Origin of the sequence: Sandarakinorhabdus cyanobacteriorum, from assembly GCF_002251755.1 — a bacterium.
GTDB lineage: Bacteria > Pseudomonadota > Alphaproteobacteria > Sphingomonadales > Sphingomonadaceae > Sandarakinorhabdus > Sandarakinorhabdus cyanobacteriorum.
This window is the reverse complement of record NZ_NOXT01000114.1, coordinates 69042-92443: the sequence shown is the minus strand read 5'-3', so window position 1 is coordinate 92443 and position 23402 is coordinate 69042. Positions and strand designations below refer to the sequence as shown.

The window sequence follows — 23402 nt, the reverse complement described above, 5'->3', positions numbered from 1 at the left end:
CAACCCGAAATCACCCGGCCGGTGAATAATCCGGGCTAAACATTTGCTTACAGACAGACACGCAGTATCGCCATGACAATCATAGATTACAATCACTTCGCCGCTGTCGATATACGGGTGGGCACTATTGTGGCAGCCGAGCCATTTCCCGAGGCCAGGAAGCCGGCCATCAAGCTGCGGATCGATTTCGGGCCGGAGATTGGCGTGAAGAAAAGCTCCGCCCAGATCACGGTGCATTACATGCCCGAACAGCTGGTTGGCCGGCAGGTGATTGCCGTCGTCAACTTCCCGCCCCGCCAGATCGGCAAGTACATGAGCGAGGTGCTGGTGCTCGGCCTGCCGGATGCGGATGGCGCGGTGGTGCTGCTGGGGCCGGATATCGCGGTGCCCAACGGCGGGCGGATGTACTAGCGGCGGGCCAGCCGCTCCATGAGGGATTTGCGCGGTGCAAACAGCAACGTGTCGACCCGCATGTCTTGCGGCGATATCAACGATTGCTCGGCGGCAATGGCCGTCAGCCGCCGCCAAAGCGCGTCTGGCAAATCCCGTACCACACCCAATTTGCTATGGTTGAGGGCGGCCACACGGTCCGCCAAATCGCCCAGCGTCACCATGCCGGCAGGCCAGCGCCCCTTGTCACGCAACATCAGCAGAAGCGCTAACACGCCAAGCAAAAGCCCGCTACCCGCCATCGCGAGGCCTACACCCAGGAGCACGATGCCTCCCAAAAAGCCGATCAGAAACAGTATGCTGCCGACATTACCCATGGTGGCATAGGGGCTCCACGGCATATCGAGGCACGTCTGCTTCTCGAGGCGACGCAGAAATTCCCGGGTACCGCGATCAGCCAGTACGCCAAGGCGACAGGTGGGGCGCAGGTCAGCCCGCGGGATCAAATCGGATTGCAAGGCCTCCCGAAGCCGGTTGAAAACCCGCTGAGAGGGGCAGGCCCCCTCGCGTCGCGCGGCATATTCAGTTGCCAATGTGTCGTGGATGTCGCCCAACGTCAGCCAATGACCCACCTTCTGCTGCGTGGGCTGAAAGCCGAATTCGCGCGTCAGCGCCTCGAGAAGTTCGATATCTCCATCCCGTGGGTCGAGATCGAGGCAATTGGGGTGGGTCACCTTCACGCCGTCGGCAGCTTGTAGTCCTTGTACTGCTCGCGCAAGGCTGTTTTCAGCAGCTTGCCGGTGGCGGTGTGCGGCAGGCTGGGGACGACGAGCACATCATCGGGCGTCCACCATTTGGCGATGCGGCCGTCGAGATAGGCCAGCACGCTGTCCTTCGTCACCTCGGCACCCTCCTTGGGCACCACCAGCAGCAGCGGGCGTTCGTCCCACTTGGGGTGGTGCACGCCGATCACGCAGGCCTCGGCCACGCCGGGGGCGCCAACGGCGACATTTTCCAGATCGATGGAGGACACCCACTCGCCGCCCGACTTGATCACATCCTTGGCGCGGTCAACGATCTGCATGTAGCCCAAGGGATCCAGCGTCGCGACATCGCCGGTGTCGAACCAGCCATCCTCGAACGCCGAGGCGCCATCGCCCTTGAAATAGCTGCCGACGATCCATGGGCCGCGCACCAACAGGCGGCCAAAGGCCTTGCCGTCGCGCGGCAGTTCCCGGCCCTCGTCGTCGACGATCTTCATCTCGACCCCGAAAATGCCGCGACCCTGCTTAATACGGATATCAAGCTGTTGTTCGTAAGGCATTGAATCGGTTTCGGGCAGGCCAACGCCAACGGTGCCCAGCGGGCTCATTTCCGTCATGCCCCACAGCTGCAGCACCTTGACGCCAAGCTTGTCATACGCCTCGATCATGGCGCGCGGCACGGCCGAACCGCCGATGGCGGTGCGGTCCAGCTTGCCCAGGCCTTGCCCGGTCTTTTCCAGATATTGCATCATGCCCAGCCAGATGGTCGGCACCGCCAGCGCCAGATCGACCCCTTCATCGACGATCAGCTTGTGCAGCGTGGGCGGATCGAAATTGGGGCCGTTCATCACCAGCTTCGCGCCAGCGCAGGCGGCGGTGTAGGGGATGGACCAGGCGTTGGCGTGATACATGGGCGCCACCGGCAGCACCGTGGTCTTGGCGCTCATTCCGAACGTGTCGGTGGCGCACGCCGCCATGGCGTGCAGCACGTTTGAGCGGTGGCTGTACTGCACGCCCTTGGGATTGCCGGTAGTGCCGCTGGTGTAGCACAGGCCGGCCGGGGCGGTTTCGGGCACCGCCACCCACTCCGCCTCGTCATGCGCGGCGAGCAGATCCTCGTAACACAAGAGGTTGAGGCTGGTATCGGCCGGCATGTGGGCGCGATCGGTCAACAGCACATAATGTTCGATGGTCTTGAACTGGGGCGCCAGCTTCTCGACCAGCTTGATGAAGGTGAGATCGAAGAACAGCACCCGGTCTTCGGCGTGGTTCGCGATATAGGTGATCTGTTCTTCAAACAGGCGCGGGTTGATGGTGTGGGCGACAGCGCCGGCGCCGGAAATGCCATACCAGCTTTCGACATGGCGCCAGGTGTTCCAGGCCAGGGTGGCGACGCGGTCACCCGGCTGCACGCCCAGGCCCTGCAGGGCGGCCACCACACGGCGGGCGCGGCCGCGCACTTCGGCCCAGGTGGAGCGGTGGACATGCCCTTCGCAGGCCAGGCTCACCACCTCGCGGCCAGCGTGATAGATGGCGGCGTGGTCGATGATCTTGTGCACCACCAGCGGCCAATCCTGCATGGTTCCGTGCATCTCTGTTCCTCCCTGCGGCTGGCTGCTCCCCGCAGCGGCCGCGTTGCCGAATTGTCATAACGCCCGGCGCGGCCGGCGAAAAGGCCTGTTGACACGTGGAACATAAACGGAACATAACAGCACGAACGAAAGCGGAACATTGACGCGATTCGAAGGAGACGGGCGATGACGATGCTGTTGATCCTGGCGTGTCTGGCGGCCTGGGCGCTGGTGGCGCTGATGCTGGGCGATGCCGGTGTGGTGCTGCGCGCTGCGCTGCGCGGTGATGTGCGTCAGGCCTGGATGCCGGCACCGGCGCGGCGGGCGGCTTCCTCGCGCGCCTTGATCCGCGCATAGGAGCGGATGGCAAGGGGCACGGTGAGGGCATAGCCGGCGCTGAAGATGGTGAGCGTGGCCCAGGGATTGGTGAACAGCGCGCCGGCCAGCAGGCCCACGCCAGCCAAGGCCGGGAAGCGCCACGAAGGCCGCAGCCGCACCGAACCCCAGCTGTAGGTGGGCAGGTTTGACACCATCATGAAGGCGACTGCGAGGCCGACGACGGCGACGATGGTGGCGCGGATGGTTTCATCCTGCAGCCAGACCGGATCGAGCCAGAATTGCACATAGAAGGGCGTGAGGGCGAGGCCGGCACCGGCCGGGGCCGGAATGCCGGTGAGATAGCCCAGCCGCTTGTGCGGTTGATCCTCGGCATCAATTTGGGCGTTGAAGCGGGCCAGGCGCAGGGCGCAGGCAATGGCATGGGCGAGTGCGATCATCCAGCCCAGTCGGCCGGGCAGATATTGCAGCGCCCACAGATAGGCGAGCAGCGTGGGCGCGACGCCAAAGGCGGTGACATCGGACAGCGAATCAAGCTCGGCGCCAAAGCGGCTGGTGGCCTTCAGCAACCGGGCGATGCGGCCATCAATGCCATCCAGCACCGCGGCAAGCAGGATGAAGGTGACGGCCTTCTCCCACTCCCCACCGATGGCGAAGCGCACACCGGTGAGGCCGCAGCCCAGCGCCATCACGGTGACGGCATTGGGCACCACGGCGCGCAGCGGAATGCCGCGTCGGCGGGGCGGTTCGGCTTCGATCATCGGCAAAGCATCAGCCTGGCGAGTTGAAGTTGCAAGGCTTACTGGCTTTGCGCGCCCTTGAGGAGCGGCGTGCCCTTCACGGCTAGGATGGTTTCGCCGGCAATGCTGCGCTGGCCCACGGCGATGGCCGGCACATAACCGGCCGGCAGGAACACATCGACCCGGCTGCCAAAGCGGATCAGGCCGAAGCGTTCGCCCACCTTCAGCATCTGGCCCACCGCCACCCATTTCATGATGCGCCGCGCCACCAGGCCGGCGATCTGGGTGAAGGCGATTTTTTCGCCAGCGGCATTTTCCATGACGAAATATTGCCGCTCATTCTCCTCGCTGGCCTTGTCGAGCTCGGCATTGAGGAATTTGCCCGGCACATAGACGATGCGGGTGATGCGGCCGGCCACCGGCGCGCGGTTCACATGCACGTCGAACACGTTCATGAACACGGTGACCCGGGTAACCATGCCGGGGTTCAGCCCCCCTTCCCCGACCAGCTGGCGCGGCACCTCGACATTGGTGATCAGGCTGACGAGGCCATCGGCGGGCGAGACGATCAGATCATCGCCCAGCGGCGTGACGCGCACCGGGTCGCGGAAGAAGGCCGCCACCCAGATCGAGACGCCGAGCAGGATGAAGCTCAATGCCGTCCACTGCAGCCACAGGCCGGAGATCAGCACGGCCAGCAAGGCGAGCCCGAGGAACTTGCGGCCTTCGGGGTGCATGTCGGGAATGTTGTATTTGGCGGTTTCGCCTGGAACCAGCGGCAGCGGGCCGGGCGGCACCGGTGGCGGCTCTGGCAGGCTGGCAGGCGCTTCGGCGGCGAGGGGCGCCAGATCGGGTTCGGCCGGCACCGGCGGAGCCTGCGGCGGTTGCGGCGGGGTTTCAGGTTCGTTCATGGCTGCTGCTTTAGCCGCCCGATACGCCGCTTGGCAAATGGGCCAGTCTGCCACCGGTGATTGCGCGGCTGCCCGCTTTGGGCCACAGGCGCTGCCATGATCCGTTCGCTGCTGCTGTTCTGTGGTTCCCGTGCCGGCCATGATCCGGCCCATGCCGCGCTCGCCGATGGCCTGGGCCGGCTGTGTGCCCGCGCCGGCGTGACGCTGGTTTATGGCGGCGGCCGCGTTGGCCTGATGGGCATTGCCGCACGGGCCTGCAAGGCCGAAGGCGGCCGGGTGATTGGCATCATTCCGCGCCTGTTGATGACCACCGAGGTCGCGCAGGACGGGCTGGACGAGCTGCACGTGGTCGAGACCCTGCACGAGCGCAAGGCGCTGATGCACCGGCTTTCCGATGCCATCATCGCCCTGCCCGGCAGCATCGGCACGCTCGATGAATTGTTCGAAAGCCTGACCTGGCGTGAGCTTGGCATCCACGACAAGCCGATCTGGGTGCTGGGCGGCAATGGTTATTGGGCGCCGCTGGAGGCGCTGCTCGCCCATATCGGCGCGGCCGGCTTTGGGCCGCCGCATCTGGCCCGGCTGGCCGAACCGCTGGACAATCTTGCTGCCCTGTCGGAAAAGCTTGGGGAAACAGGGCCGCGTAACCATTGACCGGACCGGCCTCGAACCCCTAAGACACTGCTACATTACGTCGCAGTATGACAGGAACAGGACGATGCCGAAGATCAAGGTCGAAAACCCCGTTGTCGAGCTGGACGGCGACGAGATGACCCGGATCATCTGGCAATGGATCCGCGAGCAGCTGATCCTGCCCTATCTCGACGTCGATCTGAAATATTACGACCTGGGCATCGAGAACCGCGACGACACCAACGACAAGGTGACGGTGGAATCGGCCAACGCCATCAAGGAATTTGGCGTGGGCGTGAAATGCGCCACCATCACGCCCGACGAGGCCCGGGTGAAGGAATTCGGGCTGAAGCGGATGTGGAAATCGCCGAACGGCACCATCCGCAACATCCTTGGCGGCGTGGTGTTCCGCGAACCGATCGTCATCAAGTCTGTCCCGCGCCTGGTGCCGGGCTGGACCGATCCGATCGTGATCGGCCGTCACGCCTTTGGCGACCAGTATCGCGCCACCGATTTCAAGGTGCCCGGCCCCGGCAAGCTGACCATGCGCTGGGAAGCCCATGATGGCAGCAGCGTGATCGAGGAAGAGGTGTTCGAATTCCCGTCGGCCGGCGTGGCCATGGGCATGTACAACCTCGATGACAGCATCCGCGACTTTGCCCGGGCCTGCATGAACTATGGCTTGGATCGCGGCTGGCCGGTCTATCTTTCGACCAAGAACACCATCCTGAAGGCCTATGACGGGCGCTTCAAGGATCTGTTCGAAGAGGTTTATACCGAGGAATTCAAGAGCCAGTTCCGCAAGGCCGGAATTGTTTACGAGCATCGCCTGATCGACGATCTGGTCGCCTCGGCCCTGAAATGGTCGGGCAAGTTCGTCTGGGCCTGCAAGAATTATGACGGCGACGTGCAGTCGGACATGGTCGCTCAGGGCTATGGCAGCCTTGGCCTGATGACCTCCATCCTGATGACGCCCGATGGCAAGACGGTGGAGGCCGAAGCCGCCCACGGCACCGTGACACGCCATTATCGCATGCACCAGGAAGGCAAGCCGACCAGCACCAACCCGATCGCCAGCATCTTTGCCTGGACCGGCGGCCTGAAGCACCGCGGCAAGCTGGACAACACGCCCGAGGTGACGAAGTTCGCCGCCGCGCTGGAACGCATCTGCGTCGAAACGGTGGAATCGGGCGCGATGACCAAGGATCTGGCCCTGCTGATCGGCCCGGATCAGGCATGGATGACCACGGAGAAATTCTTCGAGGCCATCCGCGCCAATCTGGATGCGGCGATCGCCAAGGGGTTGTGACTCGGCCGGCATGGCGTTCGAAGCACATTATTCGCGTGGGCGGCTGCTGCGACTGTTGCCGATCGACCTGATTTTTGCAGCCGTCGGCCTGTGGTTTGTGACAGACCCCGATATCGCAGCCGATCCGGGCCGGCGGCTGGAAGGGCTTGCTGCGCTGACCGGCCTGACGCCAGCATCTGTGGTCACTATTATTGGGGTGCTGGCGATCTTGCTCGGCCTGGCGGGCAGCGTTTATTATCTGCGGCTGTTGTTCCACCGTGGACCGGCGATACGGAGCGATGCACAAGGCATTTTCTGGCACCGTTGGTCGGCTTCGCCCATCCCCTGGTCCAATATTGCCGGCATCAAGGATTACAGCATTCAACGCCAGCGCATGGTTGGCATCACACTGGTCGATCCAAATCTGAGCCGTGGACACGGGCTGCTTGGCCGGCCGGGTCGATTCAATGCCGCCACCGGGTTTGGCCATGTGTCGTTGATGACTCAGGGCACTGACCGCGATCATGACGAACTGCTGGCCGCTCTGGCCGAGTTCGCCCCGCGCTGAACTGGCGCTTGCCCTTCCCGGCGCTGCTGGCCAGAACGGCGGCAGCAGGGAGGGACGACATGCATCGAATCAACCGCCGCGATCTTCTGGCTGGCGCCGCCACCACGGCCGCGCTCAGTGCCACCGGCGTGCGGGCGCAAGGCCAGAGCCCGGCCGACAGGGCGCTGCTGGCGCTGTTCGAGACGATGTTTGCCGAGGATATTGCCGATTCGCCCGAACGCGCCACGGCGCTGGGGCTGGATGTGGGCGCCAATGCCGATCTGAAGGGCCAGCTTTCCGATTACAGCCGCGCCGGGCGCGACAAGGCGCTGGCGCGCGCCACCAGCCAGCTGGAGCGGCTGCGGGCGATTGGCAGCGGGCTGAGCGCGCCCCGCCAACTCGACAAGGATATCGTCGAGTATGATCTGTCGCGTCGCGTCGCCAACGAACGGCGCTTTGGCTTTGGCAGCGCCGGCGGCAATTTTTCGCCCTATGTGCTGACCCACAGCGAGGGCGCCTACCGCGAGGTGCCGGGGTTCCTGGAAAACCAGCACCGGGTGCGGAACGCCGATGACGCGGAGGCCTGGCTCTCCCGCGTCAATGGCTTTGCCACCGCGCTTGATCAGAATGGCGAGCGTTTGCTGCAAGAATCCTTCATGGGCGTTGTCCCGCCCGCCTTCCTGCTCGATCTGGCGCTGCCGCAGATGCTGCGGCTACGCGACACGCGGCCCGAGCAATCGGTGCTGGTAACGGCGCTGGCCCGCAAGGCCGGCGAGGCGGGTGTGAAGGGGGATTGGGCGGAACGGGCAACGCGTATTGTCAGCCGTGACGTGATGCCGGCGCTGGATCGCCAGATCGCCATTGTCACCGCACTGCGCTCCAGGGCCAGCATGGATGCCGGCGTGTGGAAGCTGCCCGATGGCGCCGCCTATTATGATGCCGCGGTCAAATCATCGACCACCACCAACTATACCGCCGAAGAGGTGCACCAGCTGGGCCTGGCGCAGGTGGCGGAGATTTCGGCGCAGCTGGATGGCCTGCTGAAGGGACAGGGGCTCACCAAGGGCACGGTCGGCCAGCGGCTGGTGGCGCTGAACGAGCGGCCGGAGCAGGTCTATCCCAACACCGATCCCGGCAAGGAGGAACTGCTCACCGAGCTGCGCGGCCATGCCGCCGCCATGTATCCGCGACTGGACAAGCTGTTCATTTCGCAGCCCAAATCGAAGCTGGACGTGCGCCGGGTGCCCCCGGCCATCCAGGAGGGTGGCGCCGGGGCCTATTATAATTCCGGGACGGTCGATGGCAGCCGCAATGGCACCTTCTTCATCAACCTGACCGACAGTTTCGACCGGCCGAAATTCGGCCTGCCCACCGTGACCTTCCACGAAGGCGTGCCGGGCCATCATTTCCAGGTGATGCTGGCGCTGGAAAGCCCGGACGTGCCGCCGATCCGCCGCCGTGCCGGCTACAGCGCCTATACCGAGGGCTGGGCGCTCTATGCCGAAACCCTGGCCGACGAGATCAGCTATTACGATTGCAACCCCTTGGGCCGCATCGGTTATCTGCAGAGCCTGTTGTTCCGCGCCACAAGACTGGTGGTGGACACCGGCATCCATCACAAGCGCTGGACCAAGGACGAGGCCATCGACTGGATGGTGGGCGCCACCGGCTTTGCCAAGGGCCGCACCACGCGCGAGATCGTGCGTTATTGCGCGGCGCCGGGCCAGGCCTTGAGCTACAAGATCGGCCACACCAAGTGGCTGGCGGTGCGTGAGGCGGTGAAGAAAAAGCAGGGCAAGGCGTTCGATATCCGCCAGTTCCACGAGATCCTGCGGCTGGGCGCGATGCCGCTGGTGTTCCTGGAGCGGGAGGCGATGCGGCGGGCGTGACTTTGGCGGCTGGTGCCGCCAAGGTGCGGTGATGGCCCTGCCCTTCGAATCCTCTGCCTTCAAGGACATGGCGCTGGTGCTGGGCGCGGCCGGCCTGGTGATCCCGGCCTTTGCCGCGCTGCGCATCTCGCCGGTGATCGGTTTCATCCTGGTGGGCGTGGCGGCCGGGCCGTTCGGGCTGGGTCAGCTGCCGGGGCTGGGGATGCTGGCGCTGTCAAACCCCGATGCGCTGGCGGCGCCGGCCGAACTGGGCGTGGCCCTGTTGCTGTTCGCGCTTGGCCTCGAATTGAGCATCGATCGCATCCGCACCATGCGCAGTCTGATCCTGGGGCTGGGCGGGGTGCAATTGGCCAGTTGTGCGCTGCTGATTGCCGGGGCGCTGTGGCTGGCCGGGCTGCCGCCGGCGCAGGTGGCGGTGCTGGCGGTGGCGCTGGCGCTGTCGTCCACGGCGGTGGGCCTGCAGCTGCTGTCGGCCAGCGGGCAGATCAACAGCCGCACCGGACGCACGGCGGTGGGTGTGCTGCTGTTCCAGGACCTGGCGCTGGCGCCAATCCTGCTGCTGGTCGGCGCGGGCAGTGGTGGCAATTTCGGCCTGGCGCTGGCCAAGGGCGTGGCGGCGCTGGCGATCATTGCCGTCCTGATGCGCACGGCGGCCCCGCCGCTGTTCCTGCAGGCGGCGCGCACCCGGCGCAGCGAATTGTTCATGGCAGCCGCGCTGGTGGTGTTGATCGGATCGGCCGGGCTGGCGGCGGCGGCTGGCCTGTCGCCATCGGTGGGCGCGCTGATGGCCGGGCTGATGCTGTCGGCCAGCGATTATCGCCGCCAGGTGGAAGCGGCGGTGCAGCCGTTTGAAGGCCTGTTGCTGGGCGTGTTCCTGATCTGGGTGGGCAGCGGGCTCGATCTGGCGGCGCTGGCCGCCAATCTCTGGCCGGTGCTGGGCGGCACCGCGCTGGTGCTGGGGCTGAAGGCGGGCGCGGTCTATGGCATCCTGCGCCTTCGGCGGTTGCGGCGCGGCGTGGCCAGCCATATCGCCCTGCTGCTGGCGGCCCCGTCGGAAACCAGCCTGATCGTGATTGGCGCCGGCGTGGCCGCCGGGCTGATCACCGGTGGCACCGCCGAAGCCGCCCTCGCCGTCGCCTCCCTCACCCTGGCGCTGGCGCCGCTGCTGGGCCTGGCCGGCGCCCGGCTGGAAGCCGCGACCAGCGACGAGATGGACGGCGAGGCGATTCCGGAGGCCAGCGGCCAGACGGTGATCATCGGCTATGGCCGGGTCGGCCGGCTGGTGGCGCAGATGCTCGACATGCACGGCCGGCCTTGGCTCGCGGTGGACAGTGACCCGGACGAGGTGCAGCGCCTGCGCCGCGCCGGCAAGCCGGTGATCTATGGCGATGCGCGCCGGCCGGAACTGCTGGATCGGTTGAAACTGGGCGATGCCCGCGCCGTGGTGCTGACCATCGACGACATGCGGATGCTCGATCTGCTTACCAAGCGCATCCGTGAGCGCCATCCCGATCTGTGCATCGTGGTGCGCGCCCGTGATGCCGATCATGCCGGCACGCTCTATGCCGCTGGCGCCACCGATGCCGTGCCGGAAACCGTGGAGAGCAGCCTGCAACTGGCCGAGGCGGTGCTGGTTGATCTGGGCGTGCCGATGGGGCCGGTGATCGCCTCCATCCACGAAAAGCGCGACGAGCTGCGCGGGCGGATCAAGGCCAGCGGCGCACCGTTGAAGCGGCCGCCGCTGCGCACGCTGCGGGGCAGCAAGCCCGAGTGATCAGGGCTTGCGCCACAGCATGATGTGGAAATTCGGCACGCGGTTGTACCGGTCGCGCTTGTCGGCCGGGCCGCCGGTGGCGGGCGGTTCATCGAAATGGGTCAGCACCAGGCCGTGGCCGAGCAGCGCCTGCATGTAGCTTTTCAGCGGCCGGTGATGGTTGGTGATGTCGATGCCGCGCCAGGCGGTGCGGCGCGGGCGTTCTTCCAGATAATGATCGATGGGGAAGCTGGGCTCGCCAATCAGCGGCTTCACCCAGCCCAGGTGCACGGCCGCCGTGTTGAAGGCGGTGAGATTGGCGATCAGAAGATGGCCGCCGGGGCGGATGGCAGCGACGATGCGTGCCAGCGCTGCACCAAGATCGGGCATGTCGATCAGGCTGAGATAGCAGACGACAAGATCATATTGGCCCACCGTCATCGCCCCGGCCGGCTCCACCCGGTAATCGCCGTCGGGGTGCAGGGCACGGGCACGATCGATCAGGGCGGTGGTGGGATCAATGCCGCAGGTAGCCATCCCGCGCGCCGCCAACATGCGGCAGAAGCGCCCTTCCCCGCAGCCGACATCGAGCACGCTGGCCGGCGCCAGTTCATCAACCAACGCCAGCATCGGCGCATCGAGCACATGCACCCGGCCGAAATCGCCGTCTGCGCCCTGCACGTCGATCCAGGCCTGTGCCGATGCATCCCAACCGCTCATTGTCGCCTCCCCCCCTGTTTGCCGGGCGGCGGGCTCTGAACCGTCAGGCCGGAAAGGTCAAGCCGGCAGCGCTGCCTTCACCGCGGCGATGGCTTCGGCCGCCTTGCTGCCATCCGGGCCGCCGGCCTGGGCCATGTCGGGCCGCCCGCCGCCGCCCTGGCCGCCAAGCGCGGCTGCGGCCACGCGCACCAGATCGACGGCGCTGACGCGGGCGGTCAGATCATCGGTGACGCCGACGGAGACGCTGGCGCGGCCGTCGTTCACGGCGATCAGCACCGCGACACCGCTGCCCAAGCTATGCTTGGTCTCATCGATCAGGCCGCGCAGCGACTTGGGATCAAGGCCTTCGAGCACGCGACCCTGGAAGGCGATGCCGTTCACCGTTTCGACCGCCGCCCCGCTGCCGCTGGCCGGGCCGGCGAGCGCGAGGGCCTTCTTCGCCTCCGCCAGTTCGCGTTCCAGGCGCTTGGCGTTGTCGATCAGGGCGGCGACACGGGCCGGCACTTCTTCCGGGCAGGCCTTGATGGCACCGGCGGTTTCCAGCAGCAGCGCCTCACGCTCGTTCAGCCATTCGCGCGCGGCAATGCCGGTCTTGCCTTCGATGCGGCGCACGCCGCTGGCCACCGCGCTTTCGCTGGTGATCTTCAAGAGGCCGATATCGCCGAGCGCGACGACATGGGTGCCGCCGCACAGTTCGACGCTGTAGGTGTCACCGCCATCATCTGCGCCCATGGAGAGCACACGCACTTCCTCACCATATTTCTCGCCAAACAGCGCCATGGCGCCGGCTTCGATGGCGGCGTCCGGCGTCATCAGCTTGGTGGACACGGCGCGGTTGCCGAGGATCTGCGCGTTCACATCGGCTTCGACCTGCGCCAGTTCCGCCGGCGTCATCGCCTTCTGGTGGGAAAAGTCGAAGCGCAGATAATCCTGGCCGACGTAGCTGCCCTTTTGCGTCACATGCGTGCCCAGCCGGCGGCGCAGCGCGGCGTGCAGCAGGTGGGTGGCGCTGTGAGCGCGGCGATGGGCGCCGCGCTGCGGCGCGTCAACATCCAGCTTCACCACATCGCCCACGGCCAACGGCCCGGCGGTGAGCGTCACATCATGCAGGTGCAGCTTGCCCAGCGCCTTCCTTGTGTCGGTCACGCGACTGGTCAGCCCCTCGCCCCAGCTGATGCTGCCGCCGTCGCCGGCCTGGCCGCCGCTTTCGGCATAGAAAGGCGTCTGGTTGGTGATGACCACCAGCTTGTCGCCGGCATCGGCGCTGGCAACCGTCACGCCGTCCTTCACCAGGGCAACGACCTTGGCCTCCCCGGTCAGGCTGGTGTAGCCGGTGAATTCGGTGGCGCCTGTCGCGTCGGCAATATCGAACCAGACCGCCGCATCCTTGGCTTCGCCCGAACCGCTCCAGGCAGCGCGGGCGGCGCGCTTCTGTTCGGCCATCGCGGCATCGAAGCCGGCGCGGTCCACGCCCAGCCCGCGGGCACGCAGGGCATCCTCGGTCAGGTCATAGGGGAAGCCATAGGTGTCATAGAGCTTGAAGGCGACATCACCCGACAGCGTGCCGCCGGCCGGCAGCTTGGCGGTCGCCTCATCGAGCAGGCCGAGGCCGCGCTCCAGCGTCTGGCGGAAGCGGGTTTCCTCCAGCTTCAGCGTTTCCTCGATCAGGGCCTGGGCCCGGCCCAGTTCGGGGAAGGCCTGGCCCATGGTGGCCATCAGCGCCGGCACCAGCTGGTGCATCAACGGCTCTTTCGCGCCGAGCAGATGGGCATGGCGCATGGCGCGGCGCATGATGCGGCGCAGCACATAGCCGCGGCCTTCGTTGGCGGGCAGCACGCCATCGGCGACCAGGAAGCCCGATGAGCGCAGATGATCGGCGATCACCCGGTGGGAGGCGCGGGCTTCGGCGGTTACGCCCAAGCCCAACTTGTCTTCGCTGGCGGCGATCAGCGTCTTGAACGTGTCCGTATCATAATTGTCGTGCACGCCCTGCAGCACGGCGGCGATGCGCTCCAGGCCCATGCCGGTATCGATGCTGGGGCGCGGCAGGTTCAGGCGGGTGTCGCGATCAACCTGTTCATATTGCATGAAGACCAGGTTCCAGATCTCGACGAAACGGTCGCCATCCTGGTCCGGGCTGCCGGGCGGGCCGCCAAAGATATGATCGCCATGATCCCAGAAGATCTCGCTGCACGGTCCGCACGGGCCGGTGTCGCCCATCGACCAGAAATTGTCGTTGGTGTCGATGCGGATGATCTTGTCTTCAGGAAGGCCAGCGATGCGCTTCCACAGCGAGGCGGCCTCGTCATCGGTCTGATAGACGGTGACGCACAGACGGTTCTTGTCCAGACCCCATTCGCGGGTGAGCAGATCCCAGGCCAGCGTGATGGCCTGTTCCTTGAAATAATCGCCGAACGAGAAATTGCCCAGCATTTCAAAGAAGGTGTGGTGGCGGGCGGTGTAGCCGACATTGTCCAGATCATTGTGCTTGCCGCCGGCGCGCACGCATTTCTGGCTGCTGGCGGCCTGGCTGTAGGGGCGCGATTCCAGGCCCGTGAAGACATTCTTGAACGGCACCATGCCGGCGTTGGTGAACATCAGCGTGGGATCATTCTGCGGCACCAGCGGCGCCGACGGCACCACCGTGTGCCCGGCCTTGGCAAAATGATCGAGGAAGCTGCGGCGGATGTCGTTCGAGGAGATCATGCCTCAACGCTTAACGCCGTGACGCGCCAGCGTAAAGGGTGGCCGGTCACAGCGCCCAGCTGACCATGATCACCCCATCGCCATGGCGGGCCGCCGGTGTCGCCTCCCCACCGCAAGCGGCATAAAGCCCGCGCGCCGCGCGGTTGCCGCTGTTGGTCAACACCCAGGCCGTGCCGCAGCCCAGTGCCCGGCCGTGGGCCAGCGTGGCCAGCATCAACTGCCGGCCAATGCCGCGACGGTGGAAATCCTCGTGCACGCCGACTTCGTTGATCCAGAAATCCACTGGCTTGTCGGGATGGAGATAGGCCACGGCGCTGACAAAGCCGATCATGCGGCCATCGGCGATGGCAGCAAACAGATGATGATCGGGATGGGCCAGAAAGCGGGCCGCCATCTCGGGGCGCAGCGGATCATCGAACAGATCGCCGGCCGCCAGCAGCAGCGGCAGATCGGCCGGCTCCAACCGGCGAATGTCGAGGCCGGGCATCATGCTCTGGCCGTGACCAGCCATACCGCACCGGGCAGCGCGACGACGCCGTTTTCCAGATGGGGCTGCAACGCGGCGGCCAGCGCCGGCTTGGCGGCATCCCCGATGCCGGCTTCGCGCACCGCCTTTGCCGCCGGTCCGATGCGCAGGTTGAATTGCACGGCACTGGCAATGGGATCATCACCATCGCCCACCCGCATGGCAAAGGGCAGGCTGTGACAGGTGACGTCGTGCCAGCCGGCGCCTTCGAGGATGGTCACCACCCGGGCGGCATCGGCAAAGGCGAACGGGCCGGGCGCGTGGGGATCGGTCGGTGGTTGCGCGGGCAGCAGGCCTGCAAGGGCGGTCAGCGGCAGGGTTGCCCACAGATTGCGGGCGGCAGGCTGCCAGCAGGCGAACACCAGCCGGCCGCCGGGCGCAGCCAGACCGTGAAGATGGGCAAAGGCGGCCGCCGGATCGGCGAAGAACATCACGCCAAAGCGCGACATGATGAGATCAAAGCCTTCATCCTCAGCCCAGGTGGAGGCATCGGCGGCGATAAAATCGGCCTCGCTGAGCAGTGCTTCGGCCCGTTCGCGGGCGCGGGCGAGCAAGGGTTCCGAAATGTCGAGGCCGATGGCGTGGCCGTTCTCTCCCACCGCAGCGTCCACCGCCAATGTGGTTTCGCCGGCGCCGCAGCCGATATCGAGCACGAATTCGCCAGGCTGGGGATTGGCGGCGGCCAGCAGCGCGCCGGTGACGGGGGTGAGCGCGGCGTCCATCCGCTCCTGCATCAGCACCCAGGTCTCGCCGACCTTGCCGTTCCAATATTCGATCTGTTCGGCGTTCGACATGCTTTGGTCCTTCCGCTGTGCTGATTGCGGCGCTTCCCGGCCAAGGTCAATCATGACATAGGCAGGCGGACCATGGCGGACTGGCTGCATTCAACCGTGCGCGGCGTGCGCAGCACCACCCAGCGGCTGATCGGCAACCGCAGCGATGCCGAAGGAGTGGCCACCCATGATGGCATGATTGCCGGCCGGGCCGTGCGCCACTTCGTGCCAACCGGGGCACGGGCGGCGGCGCAGCTGCTCTATTTTCATGGTGGCGGCTTTGTCAGTGGCAGCATCGACAGCCACCATGGCCTGTGCAGCCGGCTTGCAGCGCAGAGCGGCATCGCGCTGGTGTCGGCCAGCTACCGGCTGGCGCCGGAACATCCGGCCCCGGCGCAACTGGATGATGCGCTGGCCGTGGCGCAGGCCCTGGCAGCACAGCCGGGCCAGCTGTTGATTGGTGGTGATTCGGCTGGGGCCTGGCTGGCGCTGCGCTGTGCGCTTGCCCTGCACGACCAGCAGCCGGGGCGCGTGTCTGCTGCCTTGCTGCTCTATCCCTTTGTCGATCTGGCCGCCCAGGCCGATACGCTGATTGCCTATGCCCGGCCGGCCGTCGCCTTGATGCGGGCGGCGCTGGGGACTGGTTATCCCTCGCTTCTGAATCTTGATCTGGGCCGGGCACCGCCGTGTGCCATGCTGTGGGGGGCCGGGCTGGATCCCGTGGCTCCGGGAGCTGCGGCCCTGGCTGATGCCCTGTCGGCGGCCGGGGTGGCAACGCGGGTGCGGCGGCACCGATTGCTGGTGCACGGCGGGCTGAATCTGGCCAACCGGGTGGCCCTGGTCGATCGTCTTTTGGCCGCTGCGGCGGCCGATCTGAACATGCTCACCGGGGCGAGCTGATCAAAAAAGGGGCGGCCAGTGGTGGGCCGCCCCTTCTCCTGGGAACACCGCCGAAACGGCGGATCACATGTCGCCAGCGTCATCCTCGGCCGAGGGGCCAACCATCAGCGCATCGGAAATGCCGGCGGCATTGTCGCGGATGATCTTTTCGATGCGGGCGGCGGTTTCGGGATTTTCCCTCAGATATTTCTTGGCGTTTTCGCGGCCCTGGCCAATGCGCACGCTGTCGTGGCTGAACCAGGCACCGGACTTTTCCACCACGCCGGCCTTGACGCCAAGATCGAGGATCTCACCGATCTTGGACACGCCTTCGCCATACATGATGTCGAATTCCACCTGCTTGAACGGCGGCGCCACCTTGTTCTTCACCACCTTCACGCGGGTGGTGTTGCCGATGATATCATCCCGATCCTTGATCTGGCCGGTGCGGCGGATGTCGAGACGGACGGAGGCATAGAATTTCAGCGCGTTGCCGCCCGTGGTGGTTTCCGGGTTGCCATACATCACGCCAATCTTCATGCGCAGCTGGTTGATGAAGATGACGAGGCAGCGCGAGCGGCTGATCGAGCCGGTGAGCTTGCGCAGGCTCTGGCTCATCAACCGGGCCTGCAGGCCGACATGGCTGTCTCCCATCTCGCCTTCGATTTCGGCGCGCGGCACCAGCGCGGCGACCGAATCGATCACCAGCACATCGATGGCGTTGGACCGCACCAGCGTGTCGACGATTTCCAGCGCCTGTTCGCCGGTATCGGGCTGAGAGACAATCAGTTCGTCGATATTGACGCCGAGTTTCCGGGCATAGACCGGATCAAGCGCATGTTCGGCATCGACAAAGGCCGCAGTGCCGCCACCCTTTTGGGCCTCGGCGATGGCGTGCAGCGCCAGCGTGGTTTTCCCGGAGCTTTCGGGGCCATAGATTTCCACGATGCGGCCGCGCGGCAGGCCGCCAATGCCGAGCGCCAGATCCAGGCTGAGCGAACCGCTGGAGATCGCCTCCACCTCCATCGCGTCACGCTGGCCCAGTTTCATCACCGAGCCCTTGCCGAATGCCCGATCAATCTGGGCCAGGGCCGCTTCGAGTGCCTTTTGCCGATCCATTCCCGATTCCACAACCTTAAGCGCCGATGCCATGACCCGTTCCTTTCGTGGAGCGACTGGGTTCGTTCGTCAACGGCTTTCGATGTACAACAAATGTTCTACTGGAACAAGAGGAGAACAGAGCGATTTTTCACGACCGGGCCGATTGCGCCCGGCCAAGGGCCGACATCAGATCGCTCATGGTGAATGGCTTGGTGAGGAAGCGCACGCCCAGGCTGTCCGCCTCGCGGTGGCGGGGCAGTTCGGCATAGCCCGACATCAGCACCAGCCCGATGCCGGGGCGCAGTTTGACCGTTTCAAAGGCCAGTTCCACGCCATCCATCCCCGGCATCATCACATCCGACAGCAGCACATCGATGCTGGGATCGCGATTGATCACCTGCAGGGCGGCGGCGGCATCTTCGGCGGCGGTCACCTTGCAGCCCTTGCGCTCGAGGCCGCGGGCCAGCACCAGCCGCACCGAGGGTTCATCCTCGACGAGCAGCACGTTCAACGGCTGATCAAGCGCCGCCACCGCGACTTCCGAGGGCGGCCGGGCCGCCTGGCGTTCCTCCTCACTCGCCCGGTGGCCAGGCAGATAGACGACAAATCGCGTGCCGCGCCCGTCCGGCCCAGGCTGGGCAAAGATGAAGCCATCGGATTGCTTGACGATGCTATACACGGTGGAAAGGCCGAGGCCGGTACCCTGCCCCAGCGGCTTAGTGGTGAAGAAGGGCTCGAAAATCTTGCCGATGATTTCCGGCGGAATGCCGCTGCCGGTATCGGTGATTTCAATGCCGACATAGTTCATCGTCGGCATGATCTGGTGGCCCAGCGCCTGCACATCCTTGCTGAGGATATCGTGGAAGCGGATGGTGAGCCGCCCCTGGCCGGACATGGCATCGCGGGCATTGATGGCCAGGTTGACGATCACCTGTTCGATCTGGCCCGGATCGGCCTTCAACCAGAACTGGCCCTGTTGATTCTCGATGTCGAGCATCACGGCCGGGCCGAGCAACTTGATCAGCAACGGCTGCAGATCATGCACCAGATCGCGGGCGCAGAACAGGTGGCGCCGCTGGGGCTGATGGCGGGCAAAGGCCAGAAGCTGGGCCACCAGCTTGGCACCGCGATGGGCGTTGCGCCGGATTTCCTCCAGCCCGCCCCGATCAACCGGGGCATCGCGGTCGGCCTCCAGCATGTGATCAACCATGCCCAGGATGCCGGTGAGCAGATTGTTGAAATCATGCGCCACGCCGCCGGCCAGCTGGCCAACCGCCTGCATGCGGGTGGCGGCAGCAACCTGGCGTTCCAGCCGCACCTGCTCGCGAATGTCGCGCATGGCCAGCATGGCGGCGGCGCCCAGACCGGGCGGGAACGGCAGCACCCGCACATCCTGCACATCATCGGGGCGGCTTTTCAGCGCGACGCGCAGGGTGCGTGCGCCCCCGCCGGCCAGCACATTGCCAACCGCATGGCGGATCTGGGCCTGGTTGTCGTCCACCACCAGCTGTTCGGGCCGCATGCCGGGGCGCCAGGCATCGCCGGCGGTGGCTGCCAGCGCCTCGTTGCCGGCAAACATCCGGCCGGAGGAATCCAGCAGCGCCAGGGCCATCGGAATGCCCGACAACAACGGCGCAAAGCCGGGGCTGCTGGCGCCTTCGGCATAAGGCGCTGGCCACGAAGCCGGGACGGGGCTGAAGCTGGCCCAATCGGGCACGGCGGCGGGTTCGATTTGGTCAGGAATAACGCTGCTCCGTCCAGGGATCGCCATCATTGTGATAACCGCGCACCTCCCAGAAACCCGGCTTGTCCACCGCCAGCACCTCGATGCGGACGAGCCATTTGGCCGATTTCCAGAAATACCAGCGCGGGATGATCGCCCGCACCGGGCCACCGTGATCGCGGCTCAGTGGCAGGCCATCATGGGCATGGGCGATCAGGCAATCATCGCCCGCGAACCGTTCCAGTGTGACATTGGTGGTATAGCCATCGGCACCATGCAGCACGACGACATTGGCGCCCGGCAGTGGTTGCGCCACGCTGAGCAGATGGCTGGTCGCCACGCCGTTCCAGCGATTGTCGAACCGCGACCATTGGGTGACGCAGTGGATGTCGGACACGTCCTCCACCTGCGGCTGCGCCTGATAGGCGGCCCAGTCCCACACCAGCGGGTTGGTGACGGCTCCATCCACGGTCAGCCGCCATTCGGCCTTGCTGATATCGGGCTTGATGCCGAGATCGAGCACTGGCCAGTTGGTGACGAGGCGCTGGCCCGGCGGCAGGCGGCTTTCATGGGCAGGATCGGCCTTGCCGGTGAGCAGGCGGCCGCTTTGCGCCCAGGCCTGCTTGATGGCAACGAGCCTATCCTTAAAGCCATTCCCGGCCATCAGCCGCGATCCCGCATCAGGCGCTGCTTGTCGCGCTGCCAGTCGCGTTCCTTCACCGTTTCGCGCTTGTCGTGCAGCTTCTTGCCCTTGCCCAGCGCCAGTTCCACCTTGGCGCGGCCGCGATCATTGAAATAGATGTTCAAGGGAATCAGCGTCATGCCCTGGCGGGTGACGGCGCTGTTCATCTTCTCGATCTCGCGGGCGTGGAGCAACAGTTTGCGCGGCCGTTTGGGCTCGTGATTGAAGCGATTGCCGTGGGAAAATTCGTTGATGGTGGCGTTGATCAGCCACATCGCGCCATCCTTCACCTCGGCAAAGCTTTCGACGATGCTGGCCTGGCCGATGCGCAGGGATTTGACCTCGGTGCCGGTGAGCATGATGCCGGCTTCTACGACATCTTCGATAAAATATTCAAAACGCGCGCGGCGATTCTCGGCGACGGTCTTCACCTTCACCCCCACCGCAGGCTTGGGACGCGCCATCAGACGAGACCGGCATGGGCCAGCGCCGCATCCACCGCCGCCATGGCGGCATCGGACGGCGCGGAGATCGGCAGGCGGACATGGGTGGCCATGCGGCCGAGCCGGCTGAGCGCATATTTGGTCGGCCCCGGCGAGGTGTCGCTGAACAGAGCGGCGTGCAGCGGCTGCAGCCGGTCGTTGATGGCGAGTGCAGCGGCATAATCGCCCTTCAGCGTCGCTTCCTGCATCTGCGCACACAGGCGCGGCGCGACATTGGCGGTGACGGAAATAGCCCCCACCCCGCCCTGGGCGTTGAAGCCCAACGCCATGTCGTCATTGCCCGAAAGCTGGAGGAAATCGGCGCCGCAGGCCAGCCGCTGCTGCGCCACGCGGGCGATGTTGCCGGTGGCATCCTTGACGCCGATGATGCGCGGCAGCTTCGCCAGCGCGGCCATCGTCTCCACACTCATGTCGGCCACGGAGCGGCCAGGAATGTTGTAGATGATGATCGGCAATGTGGTCGCATCGTGCAACGCGGTGAAATGCGCGATCAGGCCGGCCTGAGACGGCTTGTTGTAATAGGGCACGACGATCAGCGCGGCATCAGCGCCCACCTTTTGCGCATGCGCCAGGTGGGCGATGGCGGTGCGGGTGTCATTGCTGCCGCAGCCGGCGATCACCGGCACGCGCCTGGCTGTCACCTCCACGCAGGTGGTGATCACGGCATAATGTTCCTCGTGGGTGAGCGTCGGCGATTCGCCGGTGGTGCCCACCGGCACCAGGCCATGGCTGCCTTCGCCGATCTGCCATTCGACATGGGCGGCAAACGCATCCAGATCCACGGCCAGGTTCGGGCCATCGGCCTTGAACGGCGTGACCAGCGCCGGCATCGATCCCCTGAACATCATGTCGTTCATTGCCCGTTCCTTTGCGCCAGCCTATCACAGGCGCATGAGTTTCGCGCGTGATAGAAGCGGCTGGGCGATGCTGTCCAGCCTGTCGGTGGTCGCAGGGTTGATGCTGGCGATGCCAACAGGCGCCCAGGCACTCGATGCCGCCACCATCGCCCGCTATCGCGCGCAATTGGCCGACAATGAGGCCGGGCGGTTTTCGCTGCTGCCGGCCGCGCCGCTGGTGGGCGGTCAGAGCGTGCCGGTGCTGGACGAGGTGGTGACGTGGGACCGGCTGCGGCGGGAGGCCTACAAGGCCAGTTTTGCCGATTATGCCGCCTTCCTCGCCGATCATGCCGATTGGCCGGCAGCCAGCACCATCCGCCGCCTCGCCGAGCGCAGCATAAGCGATGACACGCCGGGCGATGCCATCATCCGCCATTTCGGCCGGCTGCCGCCACTCACAGCCGAGGGCAAGGCGCGCCATGCCCTGGCACTGGCCGCTGCCGGCCAGGCCGCTGCCGCCAGCTGGGCCCGCGATGCGTGGGACAGCGCAGGGCTTGACGAGGCGCTGGAGGCGCGGCTGCTCGCCCGCTTTGGCGATCGCTTCACCCCGGCCGATCATGCATCACGCATGGACCGGCTGTTGTGGGCCAACCGCATCACGCCGGCGGGGCGCATGCTGGCGCGGGTGGACACCGACACACGGTTGTGGGCGCTGGCCCGCATTGCCTTGCAGAAAAACGCGCCCGATGTGGCGGCGCGGCTGGGCGTGGTGCCGGATCGGCTGCGCCGCGAAATGGGCCTGATGCTCGATGAAGCGCAGTGGCTGATCCGCAACAACCGCGCCGATGAAGGCCAGGCCCTGCTGGCCGCCGGCGGTGCCACGGCGCGGGTGCCAGGGCAGCCGGGTGTGGGGCTGGAAAGCTGGCTGAAGGCGCGGCTGGAGATTGGCCGCGGCCTGTGGCGGGGCGGCAAGCCCGATCTGGCGCCGCGGGTGCTGGCCAGCCACGGGCTTGATGCCAATGCCATGCAGCGCCAGCCGGTGGCGGAGCGTGGCCTGTTCCTCGACAGTGAATGGCTGGCCGGCTGGCTGGCCTTGCGTCGGTTGGAGCAGCCGGGCGTGGCGCTGGCGCATTTCCGCAATGCCCGCGCCGTCGCCCAGGCGCCGATCAGCCAGGCACGCGGCGATTATTGGGCCGGGCGCGCGGCCGAGGCGGCCGGCCAGCCGGCACTGGCACGACAATATTTTGCGGAGGCCGCCCGCCACCCGGATTATTTCTATGGCCAGTTGGCCAGCGAACGGCTGGGCCAACCGCTTGCCCTGAGCGCCACGCCCCTGCACGCCGCCGATCCACGCACGGCTGGCAATTTCCGCGCCGAAGGCCGGGTGCGGGCGCTGTTCGCCTTGGCAGATGTGGACCGGGCGCGGCAGACGATCTTCCTGAAGCAACTGGCCGACACGGCGCAGACGGCGGAACGGGCGCAGCTGGTGGCGGGCCTCGCCGGGCCGTTGAACCGGCCCGATGCCGGGGTGCATGCCGGCAAGGCGGCGCGCGGCACCGCCGAACTGGCGATGATCAGCGCCGCCTTCCCGGTGCTGCCGCTGCCCGATGTGCTGGCCCAGCGCTTTGCCATCATCCATGCCATCACCCGGCAGGAGAGCCAGTTTGACCGCACCGCCCGCTCCAGCGCCAACGCGTTGGGGCTGATGCAGCTGGTGCCGGCCACGGCCGCCGAACAGGCGCAGAAACTGGGCCTGCCCGCCAGCCCGGCCAGCCGGCTGACCGATGATCCGGTGTGGAATGTCACGCTGGGCAGCAGTTACATCGAACGGTTGCGCGCCGCCTATGGCGGGTCGGCGCCGCTGGCAGTGGCGGCCTACAACGCCGGGCCGGGCAATGTGCGGCGCTTTCTGGCGATGAATGGCGACCCGAAGGATGGTGACATCATCGACTGGATCGAAAGCATCCCCTTTGCCGAAACGCGCAATTATGTGCAGCGCGTGCTCGAAAATGCCGTGGTGTATGAAACGCTCTATCCGGCGCGGGCCGTGACCAAAGGGCCGAACCGGTTGAGCGAGTGGCTGGGCAAAGGCACGCCGGGTTAAAGTACGCCCTGAAAAATATGGTCATGC

Annotated in this window: 22 protein-coding genes; 9 read left to right on the top strand and 13 right to left on the bottom strand. The window is 66.0% G+C overall.

Annotation, left to right across the window (positions count from 1 at the left end):
- Window positions 1-72: 72 nt before the first annotated feature.
- Window positions 73-411 (top strand): tRNA-binding protein, encoded by a 339-nt coding sequence (locus tag CHU93_RS11030; protein WP_094474085.1) that lies wholly within the window; start codon window positions 73-75, stop codon window positions 409-411.
- On the opposite strand, the gene CHU93_RS11025 is transcribed toward CHU93_RS11030, so the two are convergent.
- Together CHU93_RS11025 and CHU93_RS11020 are read right to left on the bottom strand one after the other, a co-directional pair.
- Window positions 408-1130, bottom strand: a complete 723-nt coding sequence (locus CHU93_RS11025) for a hypothetical protein (RefSeq protein WP_094474084.1) — start codon at window positions 1128-1130, stop codon at window positions 408-410. The genes CHU93_RS11030 and CHU93_RS11025 overlap by 4 nt on opposite strands.
- Window positions 1127-2746, bottom strand: coding sequence for a long-chain-fatty-acid--CoA ligase (locus CHU93_RS11020; RefSeq protein ID WP_094474083.1), 1620 nt, complete (start codon window positions 2744-2746; stop codon window positions 1127-1129). Before CHU93_RS11020 ends, CHU93_RS11025 begins: the two co-directional genes overlap by 4 nt.
- A gap of 165 nt (window positions 2747-2911) precedes the next feature.
- Here CHU93_RS11020 and CHU93_RS17595 point away from each other — a divergent pair, with 165 nt between their 5' ends.
- A complete protein-coding gene (locus CHU93_RS17595) occupies window positions 2912-3082 on the top strand; it encodes a hypothetical protein (RefSeq protein ID WP_165768700.1) in 171 nt (56 codons plus the stop codon).
- Here the strand turns inward: CHU93_RS17595 and CHU93_RS11015 are convergent.
- Both CHU93_RS11015 and CHU93_RS11010 read right to left on the bottom strand, forming a co-directional pair.
- Window positions 3019-3822, bottom strand: coding sequence for a CDP-alcohol phosphatidyltransferase family protein (locus CHU93_RS11015; RefSeq protein WP_094474082.1), 804 nt, complete (start codon window positions 3820-3822; stop codon window positions 3019-3021). The two genes, CHU93_RS17595 and CHU93_RS11015, sit on opposite strands and share 64 nt — an antisense overlap.
- 38 nt (window positions 3823-3860) lie before the next feature.
- The gene (locus tag CHU93_RS11010; RefSeq protein ID WP_094474081.1) at window positions 3861-4712 is read right to left on the bottom strand and encodes a phosphatidylserine decarboxylase; all 852 of its coding nucleotides are present in this window, start codon (window positions 4710-4712) and stop codon (window positions 3861-3863) included.
- 96 nt (window positions 4713-4808) lie between these two features.
- Between CHU93_RS11010 and CHU93_RS11005 the strand changes: the two genes are divergently transcribed.
- The 5 genes from CHU93_RS11005 (at window position 4809) to CHU93_RS10985 (ending at window position 10843) form a co-directional block, all read left to right on the top strand.
- Window positions 4809-5366: an LOG family protein gene (locus tag CHU93_RS11005; RefSeq protein ID WP_094474080.1), complete on the top strand. Its 558-nt coding sequence runs from the start codon at window positions 4809-4811 to the stop codon at window positions 5364-5366.
- 64 nt (window positions 5367-5430) lie between these two features.
- Window positions 5431-6654, top strand: a complete 1224-nt coding sequence (locus CHU93_RS11000) for an NADP-dependent isocitrate dehydrogenase (protein ID WP_094474079.1) — start codon at window positions 5431-5433, stop codon at window positions 6652-6654.
- On the top strand, window positions 6629-7201 hold the full coding sequence (locus tag CHU93_RS10995; protein ID WP_341476581.1) for an STM3941 family protein: 573 nt from the start codon (window positions 6629-6631) through the stop codon (window positions 7199-7201). Before CHU93_RS11000 ends, CHU93_RS10995 begins: the two co-directional genes overlap by 26 nt.
- A 59-nt stretch (window positions 7202-7260) precedes the next feature.
- Window positions 7261-9069 (top strand): DUF885 domain-containing protein, encoded by a 1809-nt coding sequence (locus CHU93_RS10990; protein ID WP_243375557.1) that lies wholly within the window; start codon window positions 7261-7263, stop codon window positions 9067-9069.
- A 31-nt stretch (window positions 9070-9100) separates the two neighbouring features.
- Window positions 9101-10843: a cation:proton antiporter domain-containing protein gene (locus tag CHU93_RS10985; RefSeq protein WP_094474077.1), complete on the top strand. Its 1743-nt coding sequence runs from the start codon at window positions 9101-9103 to the stop codon at window positions 10841-10843.
- Here CHU93_RS10985 and CHU93_RS10980 read toward each other — a convergent pair whose 3' ends face one another.
- Genes CHU93_RS10980 through CHU93_RS10965 form a run of 4 tightly spaced genes read right to left on the bottom strand, consistent with a single transcriptional unit; the run spans window position 10844 to window position 15568 of the window.
- Window positions 10844-11542 carry a class I SAM-dependent methyltransferase gene (locus CHU93_RS10980; protein WP_094474076.1) on the bottom strand — a complete coding sequence of 233 codons (699 nt, stop codon included), beginning with the start codon at window positions 11540-11542 and terminating at the stop codon, window positions 10844-10846.
- Between the two features lie 57 nt (window positions 11543-11599).
- Entirely contained in the window at window positions 11600-14248 is a 2649-nt protein-coding gene (gene alaS, locus CHU93_RS10975) for an alanine--tRNA ligase (protein WP_094474075.1), read from the bottom strand.
- A gap of 46 nt (window positions 14249-14294) precedes the next feature.
- Window positions 14295-14738, bottom strand: coding sequence for a GNAT family N-acetyltransferase (locus CHU93_RS10970; protein WP_165768699.1), 444 nt, complete (start codon window positions 14736-14738; stop codon window positions 14295-14297).
- The gene (locus CHU93_RS10965) at window positions 14735-15568 is read right to left on the bottom strand and encodes a class I SAM-dependent methyltransferase (RefSeq protein ID WP_165768698.1); all 834 of its coding nucleotides are present in this window, start codon (window positions 15566-15568) and stop codon (window positions 14735-14737) included. The genes CHU93_RS10970 and CHU93_RS10965 overlap by 4 nt, the downstream gene beginning before the upstream one ends.
- Window positions 15569-15640: 72 nt before the next feature.
- Here CHU93_RS10965 and CHU93_RS10960 point away from each other — a divergent pair, with 72 nt between their 5' ends.
- A complete protein-coding gene (locus CHU93_RS10960; RefSeq protein ID WP_094474096.1) occupies window positions 15641-16447 on the top strand; it encodes an alpha/beta hydrolase fold domain-containing protein in 807 nt (268 codons plus the stop codon).
- A gap of 63 nt (window positions 16448-16510) precedes the next feature.
- Here the strand turns inward: CHU93_RS10960 and recA are convergent, their stop codons facing one another.
- The 5 genes from recA to dapA form a co-directional block, all read right to left on the bottom strand.
- Window positions 16511-17578 carry a recombinase RecA gene (recA, locus tag CHU93_RS10955; RefSeq protein ID WP_094474072.1) on the bottom strand — a complete coding sequence of 356 codons (1068 nt, stop codon included), beginning with the start codon at window positions 17576-17578 and terminating at the stop codon, window positions 16511-16513.
- 97 nt (window positions 17579-17675) lie between these two features.
- A complete protein-coding gene (locus tag CHU93_RS10950) occupies window positions 17676-19301 on the bottom strand; it encodes an ATP-binding protein (RefSeq protein WP_094474071.1) in 1626 nt (541 codons plus the stop codon).
- Window positions 19264-19914 carry a sulfite oxidase-like oxidoreductase gene (locus CHU93_RS10945; protein ID WP_094474070.1) on the bottom strand — a complete coding sequence of 217 codons (651 nt, stop codon included), beginning with the start codon at window positions 19912-19914 and terminating at the stop codon, window positions 19264-19266. Before CHU93_RS10945 ends, CHU93_RS10950 begins: the two co-directional genes overlap by 38 nt.
- Window positions 19914-20396 (bottom strand): SsrA-binding protein SmpB, encoded by a 483-nt coding sequence (gene smpB / locus CHU93_RS10940; RefSeq protein WP_094474069.1) that lies wholly within the window; start codon window positions 20394-20396, stop codon window positions 19914-19916. Before smpB ends, CHU93_RS10945 begins: the two co-directional genes overlap by 1 nt.
- Entirely contained in the window at window positions 20396-21280 is an 885-nt protein-coding gene (gene dapA, locus CHU93_RS10935) for a 4-hydroxy-tetrahydrodipicolinate synthase (RefSeq protein WP_094474095.1), read from the bottom strand. The genes smpB and dapA overlap by 1 nt, the downstream gene beginning before the upstream one ends.
- A gap of 46 nt (window positions 21281-21326) precedes the next feature.
- Here dapA and CHU93_RS10930 point away from each other — a divergent pair, with 46 nt between their 5' ends.
- On the top strand, window positions 21327-23375 hold the full coding sequence (locus tag CHU93_RS10930; RefSeq protein ID WP_133064381.1) for a lytic transglycosylase domain-containing protein: 2049 nt from the start codon (window positions 21327-21329) through the stop codon (window positions 23373-23375).
- Window positions 23376-23402 lie beyond the last annotated feature (27 nt).